The 19,782-nt window shown below is 43.8% G+C and carries 19 protein-coding genes, 1 pseudogene and 1 riboswitch; of the genes and pseudogenes, 13 read left to right on the forward strand and 7 right to left on the reverse strand.

The window, feature by feature from the left end:
• Positions 1-233: 233 nt before the first annotated feature.
• Positions 234-692 (reverse strand): cupin domain-containing protein, encoded by a 459-nt coding sequence (locus tag AC1DO4_RS13815; RefSeq protein ID WP_477416728.1) that lies wholly within the window; start codon positions 690-692, stop codon positions 234-236.
• The gene (locus AC1DO4_RS13820) at positions 689-1,708 is read right to left on the reverse strand and encodes a nitrilase-related carbon-nitrogen hydrolase (RefSeq protein WP_477416730.1); all 1,020 of its coding nucleotides are present in this window, start codon (positions 1,706-1,708) and stop codon (positions 689-691) included. Before AC1DO4_RS13820 ends, AC1DO4_RS13815 begins: the two co-directional genes overlap by 4 nt.
• A gap of 632 nt (positions 1,709-2,340) precedes the next feature.
• Positions 2,341-2,428: riboswitch (TPP riboswitch) on the forward strand.
• A gap of 55 nt (positions 2,429-2,483) precedes the next feature.
• Here AC1DO4_RS13820 and thiS point away from each other — a divergent pair.
• Genes thiS through thiD form a run of 8 tightly spaced genes read left to right on the forward strand, consistent with a single transcriptional unit; the run spans position 2,484 to position 9,650 of the window.
• Positions 2,484-2,687: a sulfur carrier protein ThiS gene (gene thiS, locus AC1DO4_RS13825; protein WP_477416732.1), complete on the forward strand. Its 204-nt coding sequence runs from the start codon at positions 2,484-2,486 to the stop codon at positions 2,685-2,687.
• 16 nt (positions 2,688-2,703) lie between these two features.
• Positions 2,704-4,587 (forward strand): phosphomethylpyrimidine synthase ThiC, encoded by a 1,884-nt coding sequence (gene thiC, locus AC1DO4_RS13830; protein WP_477416734.1) that lies wholly within the window; start codon positions 2,704-2,706, stop codon positions 4,585-4,587.
• 3 nt (positions 4,588-4,590) lie between these two features.
• Positions 4,591-5,190, forward strand: a complete 600-nt coding sequence (locus AC1DO4_RS13835) for a thiamine phosphate synthase (RefSeq protein ID WP_477416736.1) — start codon at positions 4,591-4,593, stop codon at positions 5,188-5,190.
• A gap of 11 nt (positions 5,191-5,201) precedes the next feature.
• Complete coding sequence (locus tag AC1DO4_RS13840) at positions 5,202-5,849, forward strand: thiamine phosphate synthase (RefSeq protein ID WP_477416738.1); 648 nt, start codon at positions 5,202-5,204, stop codon at positions 5,847-5,849.
• Positions 5,850-5,865: 16 nt separating this feature from the next.
• Complete coding sequence (locus AC1DO4_RS13845) at positions 5,866-6,633, forward strand: thiazole synthase (protein ID WP_477416740.1); 768 nt, start codon at positions 5,866-5,868, stop codon at positions 6,631-6,633.
• Positions 6,626-7,741: a 2-iminoacetate synthase ThiH gene (gene thiH, locus AC1DO4_RS13850; RefSeq protein WP_477416742.1), complete on the forward strand. Its 1,116-nt coding sequence runs from the start codon at positions 6,626-6,628 to the stop codon at positions 7,739-7,741. Before AC1DO4_RS13845 ends, thiH begins: the two co-directional genes overlap by 8 nt.
• The gene (moeB, locus tag AC1DO4_RS13855; protein WP_477416744.1) at positions 7,741-8,796 is read left to right on the forward strand and encodes a molybdopterin-synthase adenylyltransferase MoeB; all 1,056 of its coding nucleotides are present in this window, start codon (positions 7,741-7,743) and stop codon (positions 8,794-8,796) included. The genes thiH and moeB overlap by 1 nt, the downstream gene beginning before the upstream one ends.
• A 20-nt stretch (positions 8,797-8,816) precedes the next feature.
• Entirely contained in the window at positions 8,817-9,650 is an 834-nt protein-coding gene (gene thiD, locus AC1DO4_RS13860) for a bifunctional hydroxymethylpyrimidine kinase/phosphomethylpyrimidine kinase (RefSeq protein WP_477416746.1), read from the forward strand.
• A 376-nt stretch (positions 9,651-10,026) separates the two neighbouring features.
• Here the strand turns inward: thiD and AC1DO4_RS13865 are convergent, their stop codons facing one another.
• The 4 genes from AC1DO4_RS13865 to AC1DO4_RS13880 all read right to left on the reverse strand — a co-directional run bounded on the left by AC1DO4_RS13865 (position 10,027) and on the right by AC1DO4_RS13880 (position 13,883).
• Positions 10,027-11,427 (reverse strand): EndoS/ChiA family endoglycosidase, encoded by a 1,401-nt coding sequence (locus AC1DO4_RS13865; protein WP_477416748.1) that lies wholly within the window; start codon positions 11,425-11,427, stop codon positions 10,027-10,029.
• A gap of 748 nt (positions 11,428-12,175) precedes the next feature.
• Positions 12,176-12,682, reverse strand: coding sequence for a nuclear transport factor 2 family protein (locus AC1DO4_RS13870; RefSeq protein WP_477416750.1), 507 nt, complete (start codon positions 12,680-12,682; stop codon positions 12,176-12,178).
• Positions 12,683-12,725: 43 nt separating this feature from the next.
• Positions 12,726-12,884 (reverse strand): aldo/keto reductase, encoded by a 159-nt coding sequence (locus tag AC1DO4_RS13875; RefSeq protein WP_477416752.1) that lies wholly within the window; start codon positions 12,882-12,884, stop codon positions 12,726-12,728.
• A gap of 102 nt (positions 12,885-12,986) precedes the next feature.
• Positions 12,987-13,883, reverse strand: coding sequence for a helix-turn-helix domain-containing protein (locus AC1DO4_RS13880; protein WP_477402369.1), 897 nt, complete (start codon positions 13,881-13,883; stop codon positions 12,987-12,989).
• 170 nt (positions 13,884-14,053) lie between these two features.
• Between AC1DO4_RS13880 and AC1DO4_RS13885 the strand changes: the two genes are divergently transcribed.
• The 5 genes and pseudogenes from AC1DO4_RS13885 (at position 14,054) to AC1DO4_RS13905 (ending at position 17,332) form a co-directional block, all read left to right on the forward strand.
• Positions 14,054-15,037, forward strand: coding sequence for an aldo/keto reductase (locus AC1DO4_RS13885; RefSeq protein WP_477416754.1), 984 nt, complete (start codon positions 14,054-14,056; stop codon positions 15,035-15,037).
• 10 nt (positions 15,038-15,047) lie between these two features.
• Positions 15,048-15,656 carry a flavodoxin gene (locus AC1DO4_RS13890; RefSeq protein WP_477416756.1) on the forward strand — a complete coding sequence of 203 codons (609 nt, stop codon included), beginning with the start codon at positions 15,048-15,050 and terminating at the stop codon, positions 15,654-15,656.
• A 174-nt stretch (positions 15,657-15,830) separates the two neighbouring features.
• Positions 15,831-16,328, forward strand: coding sequence for an NAD(P)H-binding protein (locus tag AC1DO4_RS13895; protein ID WP_477416845.1), 498 nt, complete (start codon positions 15,831-15,833; stop codon positions 16,326-16,328).
• A gap of 124 nt (positions 16,329-16,452) precedes the next feature.
• Positions 16,453-16,561, forward strand: a pseudogene (locus tag AC1DO4_RS13900) (alcohol dehydrogenase catalytic domain-containing protein); the annotation flags it as partial.
• Between the two features lie 120 nt (positions 16,562-16,681).
• Entirely contained in the window at positions 16,682-17,332 is a 651-nt protein-coding gene (locus tag AC1DO4_RS13905; RefSeq protein ID WP_477416758.1) for an SDR family NAD(P)-dependent oxidoreductase, read from the forward strand.
• Between the two features lie 285 nt (positions 17,333-17,617).
• Here AC1DO4_RS13905 and AC1DO4_RS13910 read toward each other — a convergent pair whose 3' ends face one another.
• On the reverse strand, positions 17,618-19,774 hold the full coding sequence (locus tag AC1DO4_RS13910) for a molybdopterin cofactor-binding domain-containing protein (protein ID WP_477416760.1): 2,157 nt from the start codon (positions 19,772-19,774) through the stop codon (positions 17,618-17,620).
• Positions 19,775-19,782: the final 8 nt, after the last annotated feature.

The following is a 19,782-nucleotide window of genomic DNA, read 5'->3' on the forward strand; positions in this document are numbered from 1 at the left end:
TGTTTTTTTGAGGTGCGCAAAGCCAAAAATATAAGGTATCAGGTATCAAAACGCCGTTTCCTAACTATATTTTTTTGCGCGCAATAATGATGGAAACGGGGCGTTATCCATACAAACAAGGGTAGTTCATGAACCCGTTTTTAGTGCCGGTCGGAGTCCTGTTTTTTGGTTTATAGGTGAAGCAACGGCAGATTTGCGCGGGTAGGGGAGCTAATCTCCGTAAATAAATCCTCTTATTTTTTTAGGACAAGGAGAGGTTTACCTTTTTCTACAATATAAGTTGCGAGTTCAGCAGCATTAATGTTTCCTGCATTCCTGGCCGAGTGGTACTTCCCGGCCGGTACGAAAAGCACATCTCCGGCCTTTAGCGTTACCGGGTGATCACCCTCAATCTCATATTCCAGTATCCCTTCCAGCACATAGATAATCTCTTCGCCGGGGTGAGCGTGCATTCCGAATGCAGTACCAGGTTTAAAGTCGACACGCACTTGAATTGCTTCATGTCCGGCCACACTGATATCATGTCGCTGAAGATCTGTGCGTATGATTCCCGATTGTTGTGCTATTGCATTCGCGGGAATAAAGAATACTGCTATGCTAAAAATAGTTAGCAGGCTTAATAGGAGTTTTTGAAAAGGTTTCATTTTTTTAATTTTAGTTATTATAACATGTTTATCATTAAGCGTTTTCATTTTTTGACGGGTTTGTTGTATGATATGAATTGCTGATTTTCGGCTGTAGGCTGGCCATATGTTTTGCGTTCATGAACCTGAGTGGCCGGGGTCCGGTCGATAAGCAAACTAACTAATTCGGGACGGCTGTAATGGCCGTTTGCATCCATCAATCGTTTGCGCGCATCTATTTGAGCAAGATCGATATCGGCAATTACTTCACCTTCACCAGATTTTATGGGTTCACCAATTATTTGTCCGTCGGGGGCTATAATAGCAGTGAAACAGCCGCCAGAAATTGGACCAATAGGGCCGCCTGTATCCTTTGCGATCTGCGCCTGTTGGTCGGCGTCAAGCCAACCTGTCGCGCAAACTACAAAACAGGCTGATTCAAGGGCGTGCTGGCGTACATTAATTTCTGTCTGCTCACCGTGCAACGGACCCAAAAAAGATCCCGGATACATTGCAGAATGGATCTGCTCGCTATCGGCTATCATGGCGTACCGAAACAACGGATTGTAGTGCTCCCAACAAGCCAATTGACCGATACGACCGACTGCACTGTCTACTGCACGTAATCCGGATGCATCGCCCTGCCCCCAAACCATGCGCTCATGGTAGGTAGGCGTAAGTTTGCGTCTGCGTTGGATCAAGGTACCGTCTGCATCGAATAGAAGCTGCGTATTGTATATTGAACCACCATCACGCTCATTGACGCCAATCGATACGACCATGTTGGCCATTTTAGCAGCCTGCCCGATAGATTCTGTGTCGGCCGAAGGAACTACGATCGCTTCATCCATCAGGAGTTGGTGTTGTTTCCCCATCATGTAGGGAGCCTGGATGAAAGAGAAATACGGGTAATAAGGAATAATGGTCTCTGGAAAGGTTGCAAATTGTACACCTTTTTCTCCCAGCTCATTAATTTTATTGATGATCTTTTCAACTGTTCCCTGACGACTATATAGGACCGGACTGATTTGTACAGCTGCAACTTTTACAACTCTACTTCCTTTTGCTTTATTAATATTTTCCATTTTTTTTATTTTTTATGATGACGAATTATTCTATTTACATTTAAATTATAGCCAATCAGTCGTTTCTATTTCAATTTGGTACTTCCGATGTCTGCTTTATTCAATTCAAAAGTACCGCGGCAGTTGGTTGGGGTCAATCAAAAAGTTGCTTAACCGGACAGACGGGTAGGTGAGTCAGGTATTTTACCGGTTGAGATGGACCGTATTTTTATTTCTTACTCATCGCAGTTTGATAATATCTTCCTGTTTATAGTATAACAGGCTACTACTTTAGTGTGGTGCCATTAATACGAAGATTTTGAAGCATTCCTGCAGAGATTTGCAACAGCGTGTGTGCTTTGAAGCTTTTGAGCCATTTTTTACCTGCTTGTTCGGTGGAAGTACCGCCGGGTAATTTTTTAATTCCTCAAACAGTTCGGTTTTGAATTGTTTGAGGTCTTGCTTGGTGATTAAATCTAATGGTGTCATAATTCATTTTGTTGCATTCCGGGCTATTTGCCAGTGATTATTTACTACCAAGAAACAAAGCGCATCAATTTGGATAAAGGCCATTTAAGGAAATACCAAAAATATTTAAAGGGAGGAGCAACGATAATTAAAAGTTTTTTTATCAACTAAATTTATACCTTTACAAAAAACTTTAGGGGTGCCTTGTGCTGAGAAATACCCTTTGAACCTGATGCAGTTAGTACTGCCGAAGGGAAAAGTAGAACAACCTTAAGGTTGTTTACCAATCCTCCAACGGGTCCATTCCTATCGTTTAAAATTAAACAGGATGGAAATTACCGTAAATCAACAAAATTATTCCGTTTCCGATACCTGCTCTTTGCAGCAAATGCTTGCCACTGTTCTTACGCAGCCTGCCAAAGGCATCGCTATTGCAGTGAACCAGGAAATTGTCCCTAAAGCCAATTGGGTTATTCACCTCTTAAACCCCGGCGATCATATTACCATTATCAAAGCAACCCAGGGCGGATAAAATATACAACCAAAACATGAAAACTGAAAAAACTCCAGGAGAACAAGCAATCAGCCGAACGCCATTCCCCGCGTCGCGCAAAGTCTATGTCAAAGGACATATCCATAACATCGAAGTTGCGATGCGCGAGGTTGGGCTCAGCGAAACTAAACTTCACGGCAGGTTTGGCGAAACTGAACCGAATGCCCCCGTCACTATTTATGATACAAGCGGGCCATACACCGATCCGGATATTGAGATCGATGTAAAACAAGGTTTGCCGCGCCTGCGCGAACAATGGATAGTTGATCGTGGCGATGTAGAACAACTGGGATATATTTCATCAGATTATGGAAACCAGCGCGCTAATGATCAGAGCCTTGATACTTTAAGGTTTGCACACATTAGCAAACCCTATCGGGCCAAACCAGGAATGAATGTGTCGCAAATGCATTATGCCAAAAAAGGGATCATCACTCCTGAAATGGAATATATCGCTATCCGCGAGAACCAGCGCATTGATCTATTAAATGAACAGCTCAATGGCCAGTACGATGTGATGTCGCACCAGCACCCCGGCCAAAGCTTTGGTGCCAATACGCCCAAAGGGTACATCACTCCTGAGTTTGTGCGCCAGGAAGTAGCCATTGGCCGCGCGGTAATACCATCCAACATTAACCACCCCGAAAGCGAACCGATGATCATCGGGCGTAATTTCCTGGTAAAGATAAACGCCAACATTGGCAACTCTGCCGTTACTTCAAGTATTGAAGAGGAGGTAGAAAAAGCGGTATGGGCCTGCCGTTGGGGTGCCGATACCATTATGGACCTTTCGACCGGTAAAAACATACACGAAACCCGCGAATGGATTATCCGCAACTCGCCGGTTCCAATTGGTACCGTGCCCATTTACCAGGCATTAGAAAAAGTAAACGGCAAAGCCGAAGACCTTACCTGGGAACTTTTCCGCGATACCCTGATCGAGCAAGCCGAACAGGGAGTTGATTATTTCACCATCCACGCAGGGGTATTGTTGCGCTATGTACCGCTGACCGCCAAACGCATTACTGGCATTGTATCGCGCGGTGGTTCTATCATGGCTAAGTGGTGTTTGGCGCATCATAAAGAAAACTTCCTGTATACGCATTTCGAAGAGATATGCCATATCATGAAAGCTTATGATGTAGCGTTTTCATTGGGCGACGGTTTGCGCCCCGGTTGTATTGCCGATGCCAATGATGCCGCGCAATTTGGCGAACTGGAAACTTTGGGCGAATTGACCAAGATAGCCTGGAAACATGATGTTCAAACCATTATTGAAGGGCCGGGTCATGTGCCAATGCACATGATCAAAGAAAATATGGATAAACAGTTGGCGCACTGCGGTGAAGCACCGTTTTATACTTTAGGCCCGCTCACTACAGATATTGCACCAGGTTATGACCATATCACTTCCGCTATAGGCGCAGCGATGATTGGCTGGTTTGGTACGGCGATGCTTTGTTATGTAACACCCAAGGAGCATTTGGGCCTGCCTAACAAAAAAGATGTAAAAGACGGAGTGATCACTTATAAAATTGCCGCTCACGCAGCCGACCTGGCCAAAGGACATCCCGGCGCACAATATCGTGATAATGCCTTAAGCAAAGCCCGTTTTGAATTCCGCTGGGAGGATCAGTTTAACCTGTCGCTCGACCCCGACACCGCCAGAGAGTTTCATGACGAAACCCTGCCTGCAGATGGCGCCAAGATCGCCCATTTCTGCTCCATGTGCGGCCCTAATTTCTGCTCCATGAAGATCACGCAGGATGTGCGCGATTATGCCAAAGAAAACGGCATTGGCGAAACTGATGCCCTATCTAAAGGACTGGAAGAAAAATCGAAAGAGTTTTTACAAAAAGGCAGCGAGATTTATTTGTAAAATATGGAACTGGTCGTTATTTCACTACCAGATGTTGTTGATAATGAAAGCATTATCATTAATAATCTGTTTCAGGTGGGTTTAAAATACTTTCATATCCGGAAACCGGAAAGCGATATTCAATCGGTTAGGGAACTGATCGACGGGATCGCGCCGCAGTTTTATAACCGCATATCGCTGCATCAATTTCACGAGATAGCAACTGATTACGGGATCAAAAGACTGCATTATACGGAACGTGACAGAGAAGAATCAAATGATGAAAAATGGGCTTTGCAAAAAGCCGGGGGATATACTTTAAGTACCTCTGTGCATGACATTACGCAGCTGCCTTTAATACCTGACTTTGAATATGTTTTTTATGGACCGGTATTCAACAGCATATCAAAACCGGGTTATAAAAGTACCCTGCCTGTTGATTTTAAACTGGACAAAAGCAATATCAAACCTAAAGTATTTGCTTTGGGAGGGGTTAACGGCTTCAATTTAATAAAGATCGGGGCTATGGGTTTTGACGGAGCGGCTATTTTAGGTACGATATGGGCAGACCCAGCTTTGGCGATAAGCAATTTCCGGGCACTTAACGAAGTATATACTTATTAAAATATTCAACAATGATCGATAAACTACACTATATCTCGCAGCAATCCGGAAACGGGTCACACCTCGCCGCTATTCAGCGGGCATTAGTGGCAGGGTGCAAATGGATACAGCTCCGGGTTAAGGATCAGCCCGATGATGTCATCCTTGAATATGCCATGGCGGCGATTAAGCTATGCAATCAGTATGGCGCCAAATTGATTATTGACGACCATCCTGAAATTGCGTTAGCAGCAGGTGCCCATGGCGTACACCTTGGCTTGCAGGATATGCCAGTAGCCCAGGCAAGGCGTATTGTTGGCGATAAAATGATCATCGGGGGTACTGTCAATACTTTTGCCCATATACAGCAAAGGGCAGATGAAGGCGTTGATTATATTGGCTGCGGCCCTTACAGGTTTACCACAACAAAAAAAAAACTTAGCCCGATTGTGGGTTTAAGCGGATATGAAACGTTTATTGAGCAAATGGACGCAGCAAATATCTGCATACCCGTTATTGCCATAGGTGGTATTTTACCGGATGATGTTGCCGCAATAAGGCAAACCGGAATTCATGGTGTAGCCATTTCCGGAGCTATCACTTTTGCGGATAACCGCGAACAAATTGTAAAACAAATTTATCAGCACTTAAATAGCCCTTCTTTAAAACAAGTTATTTAAAACTTTTCAGAAAATCATGTTAAAAATAGCCGATAAAACGTTTACCTCTCGTTTATTTACCGGAACAGGTAAGTTCAGCTCTTCCGTTTTAATGGAAGAGGCTCTGCTTGCTTCCCGGTCGGAATTGGTAACCGTTGCCCTAAAACGTGTGGATATCCGAAATAATGACCAGGACGATCTGCTCATCCGCCTCAAATATCCGCATATCAACCTGCTTCCCAATACATCGGGTGTGCGAAATGCCAAAGAGGCTGTTTTTGCGGCTCAACTGGCGAGGGAGGCATTGGAAACCAACTGGATCAAACTGGAGATACACCCCGATCCTAAGTATCTGATGCCCGATCCCATCGAAACCTTAAAAGCAACCGAAGAATTGGCAGCATTGGGGTTTATCGTCCTGCCTTACATTCATGCCGACCCGGTGCTGTGTAAACGATTGGAAAATGCAGGTGCCTCGGCCGTAATGCCTTTAGGTTCGCCTATTGGCAGTAACAAAGGTTTAAAAACGATTGATTTTTTAGAAATCATCATCAGCCAGAGCAATGTGCCGGTTATTGTGGATGCAGGTATCGGCTCACCATCTGATGCCGCCTGGGCTATGGAGATTGGCGCCGATGCCGTATTGGTGAATACGGCCATTGCCGTTTCGGGTGATCCTGCACAAATGGCAGAAGCATTTAAGATGGCTGTAATTGCCGGACGTATGGCCTACGAGGCCAAACTGGCCTTGCCAGTAACCCATGCTGTTGCAAGCAGCCCCTTAACCTCTTTTTTAAATGAGTAGCTTTAAAAATATTTACGAAACCTATAACTGGGATGAAACCAAGTCCAGTATCTATGCCAAAACAAGTCGGGATGTGGAATGGGCCCTGTCAGTTAAAAAACGGACAATGGAAGATTTCAAGGCACTGATATCCCCTGCGGCAGTGCCTTATCTGGAGCAAATGGCAGTTATTAGCCAGCAATTAACACTAAAACGCTTTGGCAAGGTGATACAGATGTATATACCGCTTTACCTATCTAACGAGTGTAAAAATATTTGCACCTATTGTGGTTTTAGTTATGACAATAAGGTAAAGCGTAAAACGCTTTCTCCGATAGAGATCATGCAGGAAGTGGACATTATTAAGAATATGGGCTATAACCACGTACTTTTGGTTACAGGAGAAGATAATGAAAACGTTCATGTAGACTATTTTAAAAAAGTACTCGAGCTGATCCGGCCACAATTCTCGCATATATCAATGGAGGTACAGCCGCTAGATCTGGAAGATTACCAACAGTTAACCCCTTATGGGCTAAACACAGTGCTGGTTTACCAGGAGACTTATCACAAAGAAGATTATAAGAAACATCATCCAAAGGGCAAGAAATCGAATTTTGATTACCGGCTGGAAACCCCCGACCGGTTGGGCCAGGCCGGTATCCATAAAATGGGCCTGGGCGTATTGATAGGCCTGGAAGACTGGCGCACAGACTGTTTTTTCACCGCACTGCACCTCAATTACCTCGAAAAAAAATACTGGCAAAGCAAATACAGTCTTTCTTTCCCTCGTTTACGGCCCTTTAGCGGCGGTCTGGAACCCAAAGTAGAAATGAGCGACCGCGAGCTGGTACAGCTGATATGTGCCTATAGGATATTTAATGAAGAGGTTGAACTCTCCATATCAACGCGGGAGTCTGAAAACTTCCGCAACAATATCATCAAATTGGGCATTACCAATATCAGTGCGGGTTCTAAAACCAATCCTGGTGGATATACTGTTGAGCCGGAGTCGCTGGAACAGTTTGAAATTAGTGATGAACGCAGTCCGCAACAAGTTGCGCAAATGATTACTGCGCAGGGTTACGAGCCGGTCTGGAAAGATTGGGATAACGGTTTAGCCCTCTAATGATGTTTGAAGGCGAAGAATTAAAACGGTACAGCCGGCAAATCATCCTCCCCGAAATCGGTTTATCCGGACAAGAAAAACTGAAGAACGCCAAAGTGCTAATGATTGGTGCAGGTGGTTTGGGTTGCCCGGTGTTACAATACCTTGCTGCGGCCGGCCTGGGTGAGATCGGTATTGTGGATGATGACCTGGTAGCTCTGAGTAACCTGCACCGCCAAATATTATATACTACAGCGGACAAAGGCAGATCGAAAGTCGATGCGGCCAAAGAAAAGCTTATGTTGCTAAATCCATACGTGAATATTGTAGCTTATAATGAGCGTTTTACCTCCGATAATGCGTTAGGCATTTGTAAGCACTACGACCTGGTTATAGATGGATCGGATAATTTCAGTACCCGATACCTGGTAAATGATACCTGCGTGGCATTAAATAAGCCGCTTGTATTTGGTTCAATATTCAAATTTGAGGGACATGTTGCGGTATTTAATTACCAGGGTGGCCCCGATTACAGGGATGTATTCCCCGAACCGCCACCCGTTGATGAAGTACCTAATTGTGCCGAGACAGGCGTACTGGGTGTATTACCCGGAATCATCGGCACCTATATGGCTAATGAGGCCATCAAGATGATTTGTGGTATCGGCGAAACCTTATCCGGTAAATTAATGACCATAAATGCGCTGGATAATACCACCAGTTTTTTTAAAGTTGGAAAGCTGCAAAAAATGGAAAAATCGCTGGATATCAACATTGCTGTACCTGCCCCGCCCACTCACCCTGAAATAACCATGGATGAATTGAATAACTGGCTAACCGGGACTCCGGGCGAAGTACAACTTGTTGACGTGCGCGAAACTTATGAGTTTGAAGAATATAATATTGGTGGGATCAATATCCCCTTATACGAGCTAAAAGAGCATATTGGGCTATTGCGCCCGAATAAAAAGCTGGTGTTCTGCTGCCAAACGGGGCAACGCAGCAAAATGGCCATTCAGCTGATAAAAGCCTTGTACCAAGGCCAAATGTACAGTTTAAAAAATGGCATTATTTAACCGACAGTTCAGCTTTACATATGAGTAAATTTAGATATCCGGTAGTACTCAGCATTGCCGGGTCGGACAGTGGCGGTGGTGCCGGTATACAAGCCGACCTGAAAACCATCAGTGCCCTGGGCTGTTTTGGCACTACGGCCATTACCGCGGTTACTGTACAAAACACTTTAGGGGTTAGCGGCATACATCCCATCCCGGTTGATTTTGTAAAAGCACAGATCAAAGCTGTAATGGGCGATTTAAAACCATCGGCTGTTAAAATTGGCATGGTGCACAGTACCGAACTAGCTATAGCCATTGCCGAAGTATTAGCTGGCTATCCCAAAGTTCCCATTGTTTTCGACCCGGTGATGGTAGCCACCAGCGGCTACCGTTTGATTGAAAGCGATACGGCAGCAATGTTGAAAAAAGAGCTCTTTCCATTAGCTCAAATTGTTACGCCAAACCTGGATGAGGCGGCCATACTGGCCGAAATTGAGATCGACACACTTGCCGATATGAAGGCTGCGGCGACTCAGATCATGCAATACGGTTGTAACGCAGTACTGGTTAAGGGCGGGCATTTAAAAGGACCCGACCTGTTTGATGTTTACCTGGATAAGCACGGCGATGAGCGCATTTTCAGGTCGACAGCTATTGATACCCCAAATACACACGGAACAGGGTGCAGTTTGTCTTCTGCTATCGCATCTTTCATAGCGTTGGGGTACAACTTGAATAAAGCAGTAATGCAAAGTAAGCTATATGTTCAACATGCTATTGAACATGGTAAAGACGTAAAAACCGGTAACGGGCACGGGCCACTAAACCACTTTTTTGATCCTCAAAAACTAATAAAATTAAAGTCGGAATAAAATTATCCGGCAGGAAACGCAAATTCACTTATAAGGGTCATTACAGGTTTATTTATGAAAAATATCATCAATGGCACGTTGGTTAAAGGAAAGTTCCGGTAGCGATTAATGCCGCTTCCACCTGACTGAATGGCCTTCGCCGTTCACCAGAGTGGCCGCGCTTTGTGGATCACTCCTCCTCCAAGACAGGCTGACAAGCGAATATCACGCTAAACTGCTCTCTCCACATAATACTCAATACCAAGTCCGTAAAAGTAGCTTCCAGGTCGGGGCATATTAAAGCAGGCGGCTGCAAAAAATTGGATGAACGACAGCAAAAAGCGTAAAATACGCTACAAACAATATGTTCATTTGTAGCGTATTTAAAAAAAAAGCATTAATTTCTTATGAGCTCCCACTCTGAGAATTGGAGAATACTGCCGGTTTGTACAGCTGAAATATTTAAGCGGTAATAAGCATAGGAAGTTGTATTAGTAAAGGTATAAGTCTTCTTAAGCAATCTTGATGCAAAAGTCTGGTTGGTTTGCGTATTTAAGGTTGTCCAGGAGGTGCCATTATTTGAACCTTGCAGGGTCCAGTTTTTAGGGTCACGATTGGGAACATCATTTGCAGATGTAATAGTATATTTAACAACGGTTGCTGCTGTAGTTGGCTTGAACTGAACCCAGCCAGATGAATGTTGGGTAAGATATTTTGTTGCTGTGTTGTTATCAATGATTTTTGTAAACTCTTCACCTGAAGGCGAACCTGTTTGATATTGAGCAGTAAGCGAACCGGCATAATCAGTTATATCTGAACCGCTTGGTGCCGGTGTTGTATTAATCTCAAGCGCAGAAAAAATGGCATCTGTATAAACTTTATTTTTATTGCCTGCAAAAACCATAATGCCTGCCTTATCCGGGTCCGGATGCCACTGTGCCTGAGTTACGGCACTACTTTGCGAGTTATCATCATAGGACATTCCAAGCATTACCTTTGCATTGCCCAGCGTGTTAGCCCAATAGTTGAACCGCGAGGTGTTATCCTGAAAATAGCCCATATCCATAACAAAATTCAAATATTGGCTTAATGAAGTTTCCCGGAAAATTGGACCAGGGGCGCCACCTGAATAGAAAGCACCGCCATACATCTTTGTGGTGCTATTTGTCGATAAGGGACCGAAATATTTGCCTAACTCCTTGATCAGGTTTCGGTAATTTGTGTTGTCGGTAGCACCATGCTCAACATCAAGTGAAATTCCGTCAAAACCAGCAGTATTAACGCAATCGTTCACAAATGAAGCGAATTGAACATAATTGTAAGCAGTGCCGTTATAAGTGGTAAACGGAGTTGCAGAACTCCAGTTTGCATTATCGTCAACATTCATCAATACTTTCATCCCTCTTGTACGTAGTGTTTGAATATCAGCAAGAACCTGTCTTTTATTTTTATAATATGCATTTTGCATCGAACCGGTATTATAATGCACCGTATCTGCGAGCTCCCATAAGGTTCCTTCAAACACCACCACCACATTTGCTTTATCTGTAAATGTGGTCATTGGTAATATGCCTTGATTTGCCGGGGTAACATCAAAGACATAATACGCTACTTTGTTTTGCCCTGTTGCGGGCAATGCCGTAGTGGCCAGGCTTAGCTTCTGCGATGCAGCAAGCCCGGTTTTTTGCGCAGCATCCATAGCAGGTGTGCTTAAATCTTTTGCTTCTTTTTTACATGCAATAAACGACAGGAACAAGATTGAAGCAAGCATGCATTTTAAACGATTCAATTTTCTCATAGTGGTAATTTTAGTGTATGGTTTATTGGTAAATTATTCGTCGGTAAGGGTGTAGCTGAGCCTGTTACATGGTTTCCGGTAGCAGCATTGATATTGGACATTCGGCAATAGCAACTGGAAGATGAAGATACAGTAAGGTCTCTATAATTCAAAATCTCCCAATAACAGGATTTCTTCAGCAATTGGGTTTTAGCTATCCGAACCGGGTTTCTGTACGGTGATCAGGAGGAACATATTATTAAAAAGTATTCTGGGATTCCCGCGAACAAAGGCGAACAGTGTTTAATTGTTTACACAAACTTTTGAGATTTAGCCCTATATCAAAAGCCCTGGGGCTACGCAGCTTTACAGTTTAAAAGCCAATGTGGCACTAAGCCGCCGCGGCATCATCTGATGTTTAGCAGGAAATGATCAGGGCGGGGCTTTAACTGTATAAGATTAGCGCTGTATTTTACCCGTGGCATTTAGCAGTTGGCGGTTTATTTGGGTAGTTGGCGATTTTTAATTCGTAAATCGTCTAAACCTTATTGTCCATTTTGATCGTTTTTCTTTACAGCTGTGATAATAGAGGTTGGCCCTAAAGCCAATACTACAGCACTTATTATAGCCGATTTACTGATAAAATCACGCCTGTTAAGAGCGCGCTTTCATGGCTGCTTGACTTAGTATCTTTTCATTCAGTTACGTGATTGCCAGCATGGCATTTTTTAGGAAGGTTTCTTTGTAATTGCGAGGGACCCTTGAGGTTCTATTGAGCCATTGGCTGTTTTTCCTGCCAGTCAAAATTCGCTTTGCGGTTGGCTATCAGCCAGTGATTGTTTTCCCGCACAAATTCGTCCCCGTAAACAACGCCGATGGTGGTTTTCATTTTTTTGCAATCCTCGGTACCGATCAGGGTAACGGTGCAATAGGATGTTCCTACAGCCTTGTCGCCGGTAATCGTCACCTTTTGCTGGCCGTTAAAGTGATAGACGGTTTGAAAGTTTGCCAGAAAAGCACCAAATGCATCCTCCAGTTGTTTGCGGCCCGTCAGTTTGGATACCGAGTTTCCTCCGATAAAGGTTTCTGAGGTGGCGTTAGCTGTAAAAAGCTGTACCTGGGTATGCACGTCTTTTTTATCTGCAAGGATGGAAAAGGTGTCTACTAATTCTTTAAGAGCGACCCGGTCTGATAATTCCTGTAAGTTTTTCATGTTTTGTGCTTTTGGTGTTAAATAAGCCAATAGTAAGGCAATTACTAATAATGATTTTTTCATGCTGATTTGATTTATATAATTTGGTTTGATCAGGTATTACGTTTTAGTTAGCGGATAGCTCAAAATCGAAGATGTCTATATTCTCTGCAATTCGCTCTTTGCTGACCGACTTCGGAATAACAACTATGCCTCGTTGCGTCAGCCACCGCAGGATTATCTGGGCAACAGTTTTTTGATAGCTATTGACAATGGCAAGCAGCACCGGGTGATTGAAAATGTCGTTTGTACATACCGAAAAAAGAACTCACTGACGAAGCGTATTAAATGCAATCCTACATCTTCCACAATTGAAATGGTCAATTTTCTAGTTCATCATTCGATAATCCAGAGGTGTAAAACCAGTATGCTGTTTAAAAGATCGCGTGAAGTGCTGTGGATATTTAAAGCCAAGTTCATATGCGATCTCACTTACTGATTTAGTGGTGTCGAATATTTTCTCTTTGGCTACGTCCATAGTTTTCAATTGTATATATTCCTGGGCCGATTTTCCAGTCTCTTTTTTGATCAGGTCACCAAAATAATTAGCCGATAAGTTAAGTTGATCCGCACAGTAACCAACAGTTGGCAAGCCCAATTCTGAAGGCTTGTTGGAACTGAAGTATCCATTCAACAATTCCTCGAATTTTTGCAATGTACCCTTGTTTACGTTTTCCCGGGTAATAAATTGCCGGTCGTAAAAACGTATGCAATAATTAAGTAAGAGTTCAATATTACTTACGATTAATGTTTTGCTGTGTTTATCAATGCCGCGCCGGAGCTCGTTCCTGATCTTATCATAGCAATCATAGATGATCTTTCGCTCACTTTTGGACAGGTGAAGCGCCTCATGCACTTCATACGAAAAAAAATTATAATCAGTAATATGGCGGCCAAGTGAAGTGCCTTTAAGCAGATCAGCATGAAAGACCAACGCCTGTCCCTTTGGCTGATAAAGTTCGCCATTGTTTTCCACTCCAATTACCTGTCCGGGACCGACAAACACCAAAGTTCCTTCTTCGTAATCATAATAGTTACAACCATATTGCAGATCGCCGCATTTGATCTCCTTTAGAAATACAGCATAAAAACCATAATTACTCCGGCGGTTCGGTCTTTTATCTGCCTTCGACAGGTCAACTATATTAACCAGCGGATGCAGCGTCTCATTATTGTTAAGCGCGTTGTACTGACCGATGGTATCGATCCTCATCACATTTTCCATTGCTATTTCCTTTACTAACCCAAAGATAGTTTATCCCTTACATGTTAAGATAAGTTGTTAGGCCAATCAGTAATAATGGTAGGAAATCCAGTAATCTGTATAACAATAAGGCTAAAAATAGGCCTGACATTTGCACATATCATTAAATACGAGATACAAATAGGAAAAAAATGAAACATAGAAAATTAGGAAAAACCGGTCTTGAAGTTTCATCACTGGGATTAGGTTGTATGGGCTTGAGCTTTGGCTATGGCCCTGCTACAGATAAACAACAAGGCATAAACCTGATCAGGGAGGCTTACGAACAAGGTATAACTTTCTTCGATACAGCGGAATGTTATGGTCCCTTTACTAATGAAGAATTAGTGGGCGAAGCTCTGGCACCCTTCCGCAAAGAAGTTGTAGTGGCAACCAAATTCGGATTTGAGGACGGGGACTCGCGTAAAGGATTGAACAGCACCCCGGCACGGATCAGACAGGTTGTGGAAGCTTCGTTAAAACGACTAAGAACTGATGTCATCGATCTGTTCTATCAGCATCGTGTTGACCCCAATGTACCGATGGAAGATGTTGCAGGAACGGTAAAAGAGCTGATCGCGGAAGGTAAAGTGAAGCACTTTGGTCTTTCAGAAGCGGGCGTTGAATCTATTCGTAAAGCGCATGCCGTACAACCTGTTACTGCTTTGCAGAGCGAATACTCGATCTGGTGGAGGGAACCTGAAAAAGAAATTATCCCAACACTGGAGGAATTAGGAATTGGCTTTGTGCCATTCAGTCCTTTAGGAAAAGGGTTTTTAACAGGAGCCATTAATGAAAACACGCAGTTTGACAGTACAGATTTTCGCAATTCAGTACCCCGCTTTAATGAGGAGAACCGGAAAGCGAATCAAATGTTAGTTGACCTGCTTGGCGAAATCGCCAAACAAAAAGATGCAACCCCCGCGCAAATAGCATTGGGTTGGTTATTAGCACAAAAACCATGGATTGTACCTATTCCGGGCACGACAAAATCACAGCGCTTAACAGAAAATATAGGCGGTGCATCAGTTGATCTTTCCGGCGATGATGTCAAGGCAATTGATGATGCCTTTGCCAAAACGAATGTTCAGGGCGACCGCTACCCGGCTCATTTACAACAAAGGGTCGGCAAGTAAACTAAACACTATGAAACTGCTGTTTATTTCCTTCTTATTGTTAACAATGTGCATGCAGCCAGGACGTGCAAAAGCACAGCAAAACAGGAGCGATAAAAAAGTGTTGATCGTTTATCTCTCGCGAACAAATAACACCAAAGCAATCGCACAAATTATCCAACAGCAGGTTGGCGGAAAGCTCGTGCCGATAGAACTGCAAAAACCTTATCCTGAGAATTATAAAGCAACGGTAGACCAGGTAGCCAAAGAAAATGAAACAGGCTACCTGCCGCCTTTAAAAACGCAGATCGAAGGTATCGACAAATATGATGTCATATTTGTCGGCTTCCCTACTTGGGGGATGCAGTTGCCGCCGCCGGTGAAAAGCTTCCTGCATCAGCATAATCTGGAGGGCAAAACTATCATTCCATTTAATACAAACGCGGGCTATGGGGTTGGCTCGACATTTCAAACCGTCAAAGAACTATGCCCAAAAAGCAAAGTCCTGGAAGGGTTTACGATGAAAGGTGGTATAGAGCGTGACGGCAAGTTACTGGTCATTCAGGGACAATATGAAAAAGAGGCGCAAAAAAAGGTAAAGCAATGGCTTTCCAAATTGTCCATATTCTCAAATCAGTAATAATAGTTGGTAATACAGAAATTGCTATAACAACCAGCTAATTGAATCGAAAAACGTTTATAACGGTAGTAATAGGCAATGCAAAAGAACTATCATGAAAAAGATCTTAATTATTGGGGCTGGCGGCAGCCTTGCTAAATCTGTAATCGAAGAGGCAAAGCAGTTAGATAACACATCACTTACGCTGTTCGTGAGAAGCAAGAACAGGCTTTCAAAAAGCGATGCCGGGGCTGCACCGTTTTTGAAGGCGATGCTATGGATTACAATAGTGTAAAAAAAGCTGTTGCCGGCCAGGATATCGTCTATGTGAACCTTGCAGGAAACCTGGAGGAGATGGCAAAGAATATTGTTAAGGCCATGCAGGAAACCGCCGTTAAAAGGATCGTAGCAATCAGTTCTATCGGTATTTATGATGTGCCGCTAAGATCTGTCCTGATCCCATACCGAAAGTTGGCCGATGTCATAGAAGCTTCCGGTCTTGATTATACGATTTTAAGACCGGACTGGTTTACCGGCAACAATGAAGTAGATTATATCTTGACGCGCAAGGGCGAGCCCGAAACAGGCACCGCCATTTCCAGAAAGAGTATAGCAACGTTTATTACGAAAGTGTTTAAAGACTCCCGTTTACATATTAACGAAAATCTGGGCATTAGCAAGCCAACTCACTGAATTTAAAAGATGAGCGCATTATGAGGATTAGAATCGGAATAAATGCATTCGGTAAGGAAATAGCCAAAATACCTTTAAAGACCCTAAATATCAACGCAGAAGCGTTTAGCATCATAATGTATAAATAGAGATCCTTTTCTGCGGAATTTGCCATTCAGATCTTCACGCAGCGCGGAACGAATGGCGGGGGAACGGCCTATCCGATAGTGCCCGGGCATGAAATCGTCGGCAGGTGATTAAAGTTGGCGATCATGTTTCTAATAAGTAATAATGGTAAGAACAACCGTAATACGGGTAACCGCACGCCCCGGTTTAGCAGCCTATATTTGTATCAAGAATTTAGACAAGGACATATGAAAATTTTAATTATCGGGGCTGGCCCCGGCCTGAGCAGAAGTATTGCAACGCTGTTTGGGCAGCAAGGATTTGAAGCAACTTTGGTTTCTCGTAATGAAGCTAAATTGAAGGAGGAAATTCTGGCACTAAAAGCTGCCGGAATCAAGGCTGATTATGTTATTGCCGATGCAGGTGATGAAGACTCGCTGGCGACATTCCTAAAGAATATGATCGAAACTAATAATGTGCCGGACATGATCTTGTATAATGCCTCTGCGCCTGTTCAAAAAGGGATTGAAGAAGAAAGCTGGGAAAATCTTAAAAAGCAGTTTGATGTAAATGTTGGCGGCGCATTCAATTTAATTAAAGGTCTTCTTCCTGCTTTAAAGCAGCAGGGAAAAGGTAAGCTGTTTTTCACTGGAGGCGGTTTTGGAATTGATCCCAATCCAGATCTGGTAGGACTAAGCATGGGTAAAGCCGCATTAAGAAACCTGGTTCAAGCTACAGCAAAGAAGTTGGAGGGCACGAATATCCATGCGGCTACGGTGACCATTTATGGATTTATCGGTGGTCCAGATCCTAAATATGCACCTGATACCATCGCTGAATTATTTTGGAAGTTATATCAGCAGCCAAAAGAAGACTTTGAAGTAGAAGTGATCTATTAATGTCAATATAAAAACAGAATGAATAACCAAAAATATAAATTGGTTTTATTGGATTGACGCCAGGACAAAGCTGGGCGACAAATTTGAAACGACTGCGGCAGTCAACAATTTTACTGGTCTTTATCAACAGATGCGGGTTCCCTTACGCCGACCAGCTGGATTCCAGATATTGCGGACCAGAATTCTGTGAGTTCAGCAAGTGAAAATTTCACATTCATCGCGCCTATGTTTTCTTTCAGGTGTGCTGCATTGGTCGTTCCCGGAACTCTTTCAAATTACAACTGTTTAAACGGTTGTCAAATCAAATGGTAATTTTCTGATACGCTTTCCGGTCAGGTCAAATATGGCATTCGTTAAAGCCGGCGCAAAGGCTGGTAAACCCGGTTCGCCAACACCGCCTGCATTTTCATCATTTTCCATAATAAAAACATCAATCGGTGGAATGTCGGTAATTCTTGGCATTTTATAATCGTAGAAGTTGCGTTGTTCTACCAAACCGTCTTTAAAGGTGATCTCATGGATGGTAGCAGCTCCCAGGCCCATCACAATTGCTCCCTCAACCTGTGCCTTTACAATGTCGGGGTTCACATACCAGCCGCAATCCATAACTGCCCATACATGGTCGATCTTTAACTTTCCCTGGTTATCTTTAGATACTTTTACTACTTGAGCCACTGTGCTTGAAAAACATTCTGTAATAGCCGTTCCGTAACCTTCATTTTTCTTCCGGTTTTTCCAACCAGAAACTTCCTCTATTTTATCAATTAGCTTCTGGCTTCTTGCATCTTTCAGGTACTGTCTCCTCAAATCCATTGGATCTTTTCCGGCGGCAATCGACAATTCATCTAAGAAGCTTTCATAAGCAAAGCCATTAGTGGATGCATACACGGAGCGCCACCACATCGTTGGGATAGGAGTTTCAAAGATCACCTCTGCAAAACTGATATTTTTGATGGAATCATAATAGGGCTTTAAAAAACCCTCTGATGTACTCCGGTTAGCTTTTCCGTTAGGGCCATCTCTCCAATGATCATTGTTCTGTCCGGCCATCCGGAATTTAAGCGCGCTGATATTTCCATTTTCAATAGCTCCCTGGCAACGATAGCTGATTCCCGGGCGGTATGGCCCCTGTGTGGCATCATCTTCACGAGTCCAGACTACCTGAACTGGAGCGCCGATCTCTTTGGAGATCATGGTGGCTTCGTGCGGATAGTCCATAAAAGCCTTGCGGCCAAAGCCCCCACCTAAAAAAGTCATATTGACAATCACTTTTTCTTTTGTCCAGCCTAACTGTCCGGCAATATATTCCTGCACCCATTCCGGTGCCTGGATAGGCCCCCATATTTCCACCTTATCGTTTTGATAATGCGCTACACAATTCACCGGCTCCATGGCGCTATGCGATTGGTAGGGTGTTTGGTACACAATATCCAGCTTAGTTGAAGCACTGCTTATCGCGGCATCCGGGTCACCTTGCTTTTTGAGGATCAGGCCTTCTTCAGTATTTAGCTTTGCCTGCTGGCTTTTGAAAATATCAGCAGTATTTACATGATCGAAGCCGGTATCATCCCATTCTACACGTAACGCTTTTTTGCCTTGCAATGCAGCCCAGGTAGAAGTAGCCACAACAACCACGCCTTCGCGAAAAGTTTTAAAAACACCCATCTTTACCTTAAACACTTTCTTAACACCGGGTACCTTAAGGGCCGCCGTGTCATCGTAGCTTTTTACTTTACCACGCAGCCGTGGGTTGCGCTCTACAGCGGCGTAGAGCATTCCGGGTAATTTCTTATCAAGCCCAAAACCTGCCGTGCCATTTGTTTTCAACGGCGTATCCTGACGGTGCAGTGGCTGGCGGATCAATTTATATGCCGACTTCGGTTTCAATATTACGTCCTTTGGCGGCTCCAGCTTTGAGGCATCTGCAACCAATTCGCCATAATGGAATTTTTTTGCGGACGGACGATGGATGATATGGCCGGCTTCAGCATAACAATCTGTGATCGGAACTTTCCATTTTGCAGCGGCTGCCGTGGTTAGCATTACCCGTGCAGTGGCGCCCAGCTTTAACAGATTTTTGTACGAGCCGCGGATGGTAGAGCTGCCACCGGTGATCTGGCTTCCATATTTCTCTTTATTGCCTTGGGCAAATATAATGTTCACTTCATTCAGGTTCACCTCCAGTTCTTCGGCAAGAATTTGCGGAACAGACTGGTAAGAGCCCTGGCCCATTTCTGCACGGTGGTCAACCAGGGTGACTTTTCCCGTCGCATCGATTTTTATCCAGGCATTTAGTTCTATCTCCGATGGGTCGGCTGACGCTGCGTTGACCACTTCGGCCTTATCAGTTGCCGAGACGAATGAAAAGCCAAGGCAAAGTGCAGCGCCGGTAACACCTGTTGTGCGTAAAAAGTTCCTTCTTGATATATTACTTGTACTCATAGGTAGTT

This window comes from Mucilaginibacter sp. P5_A6, from assembly GCF_056400585.1.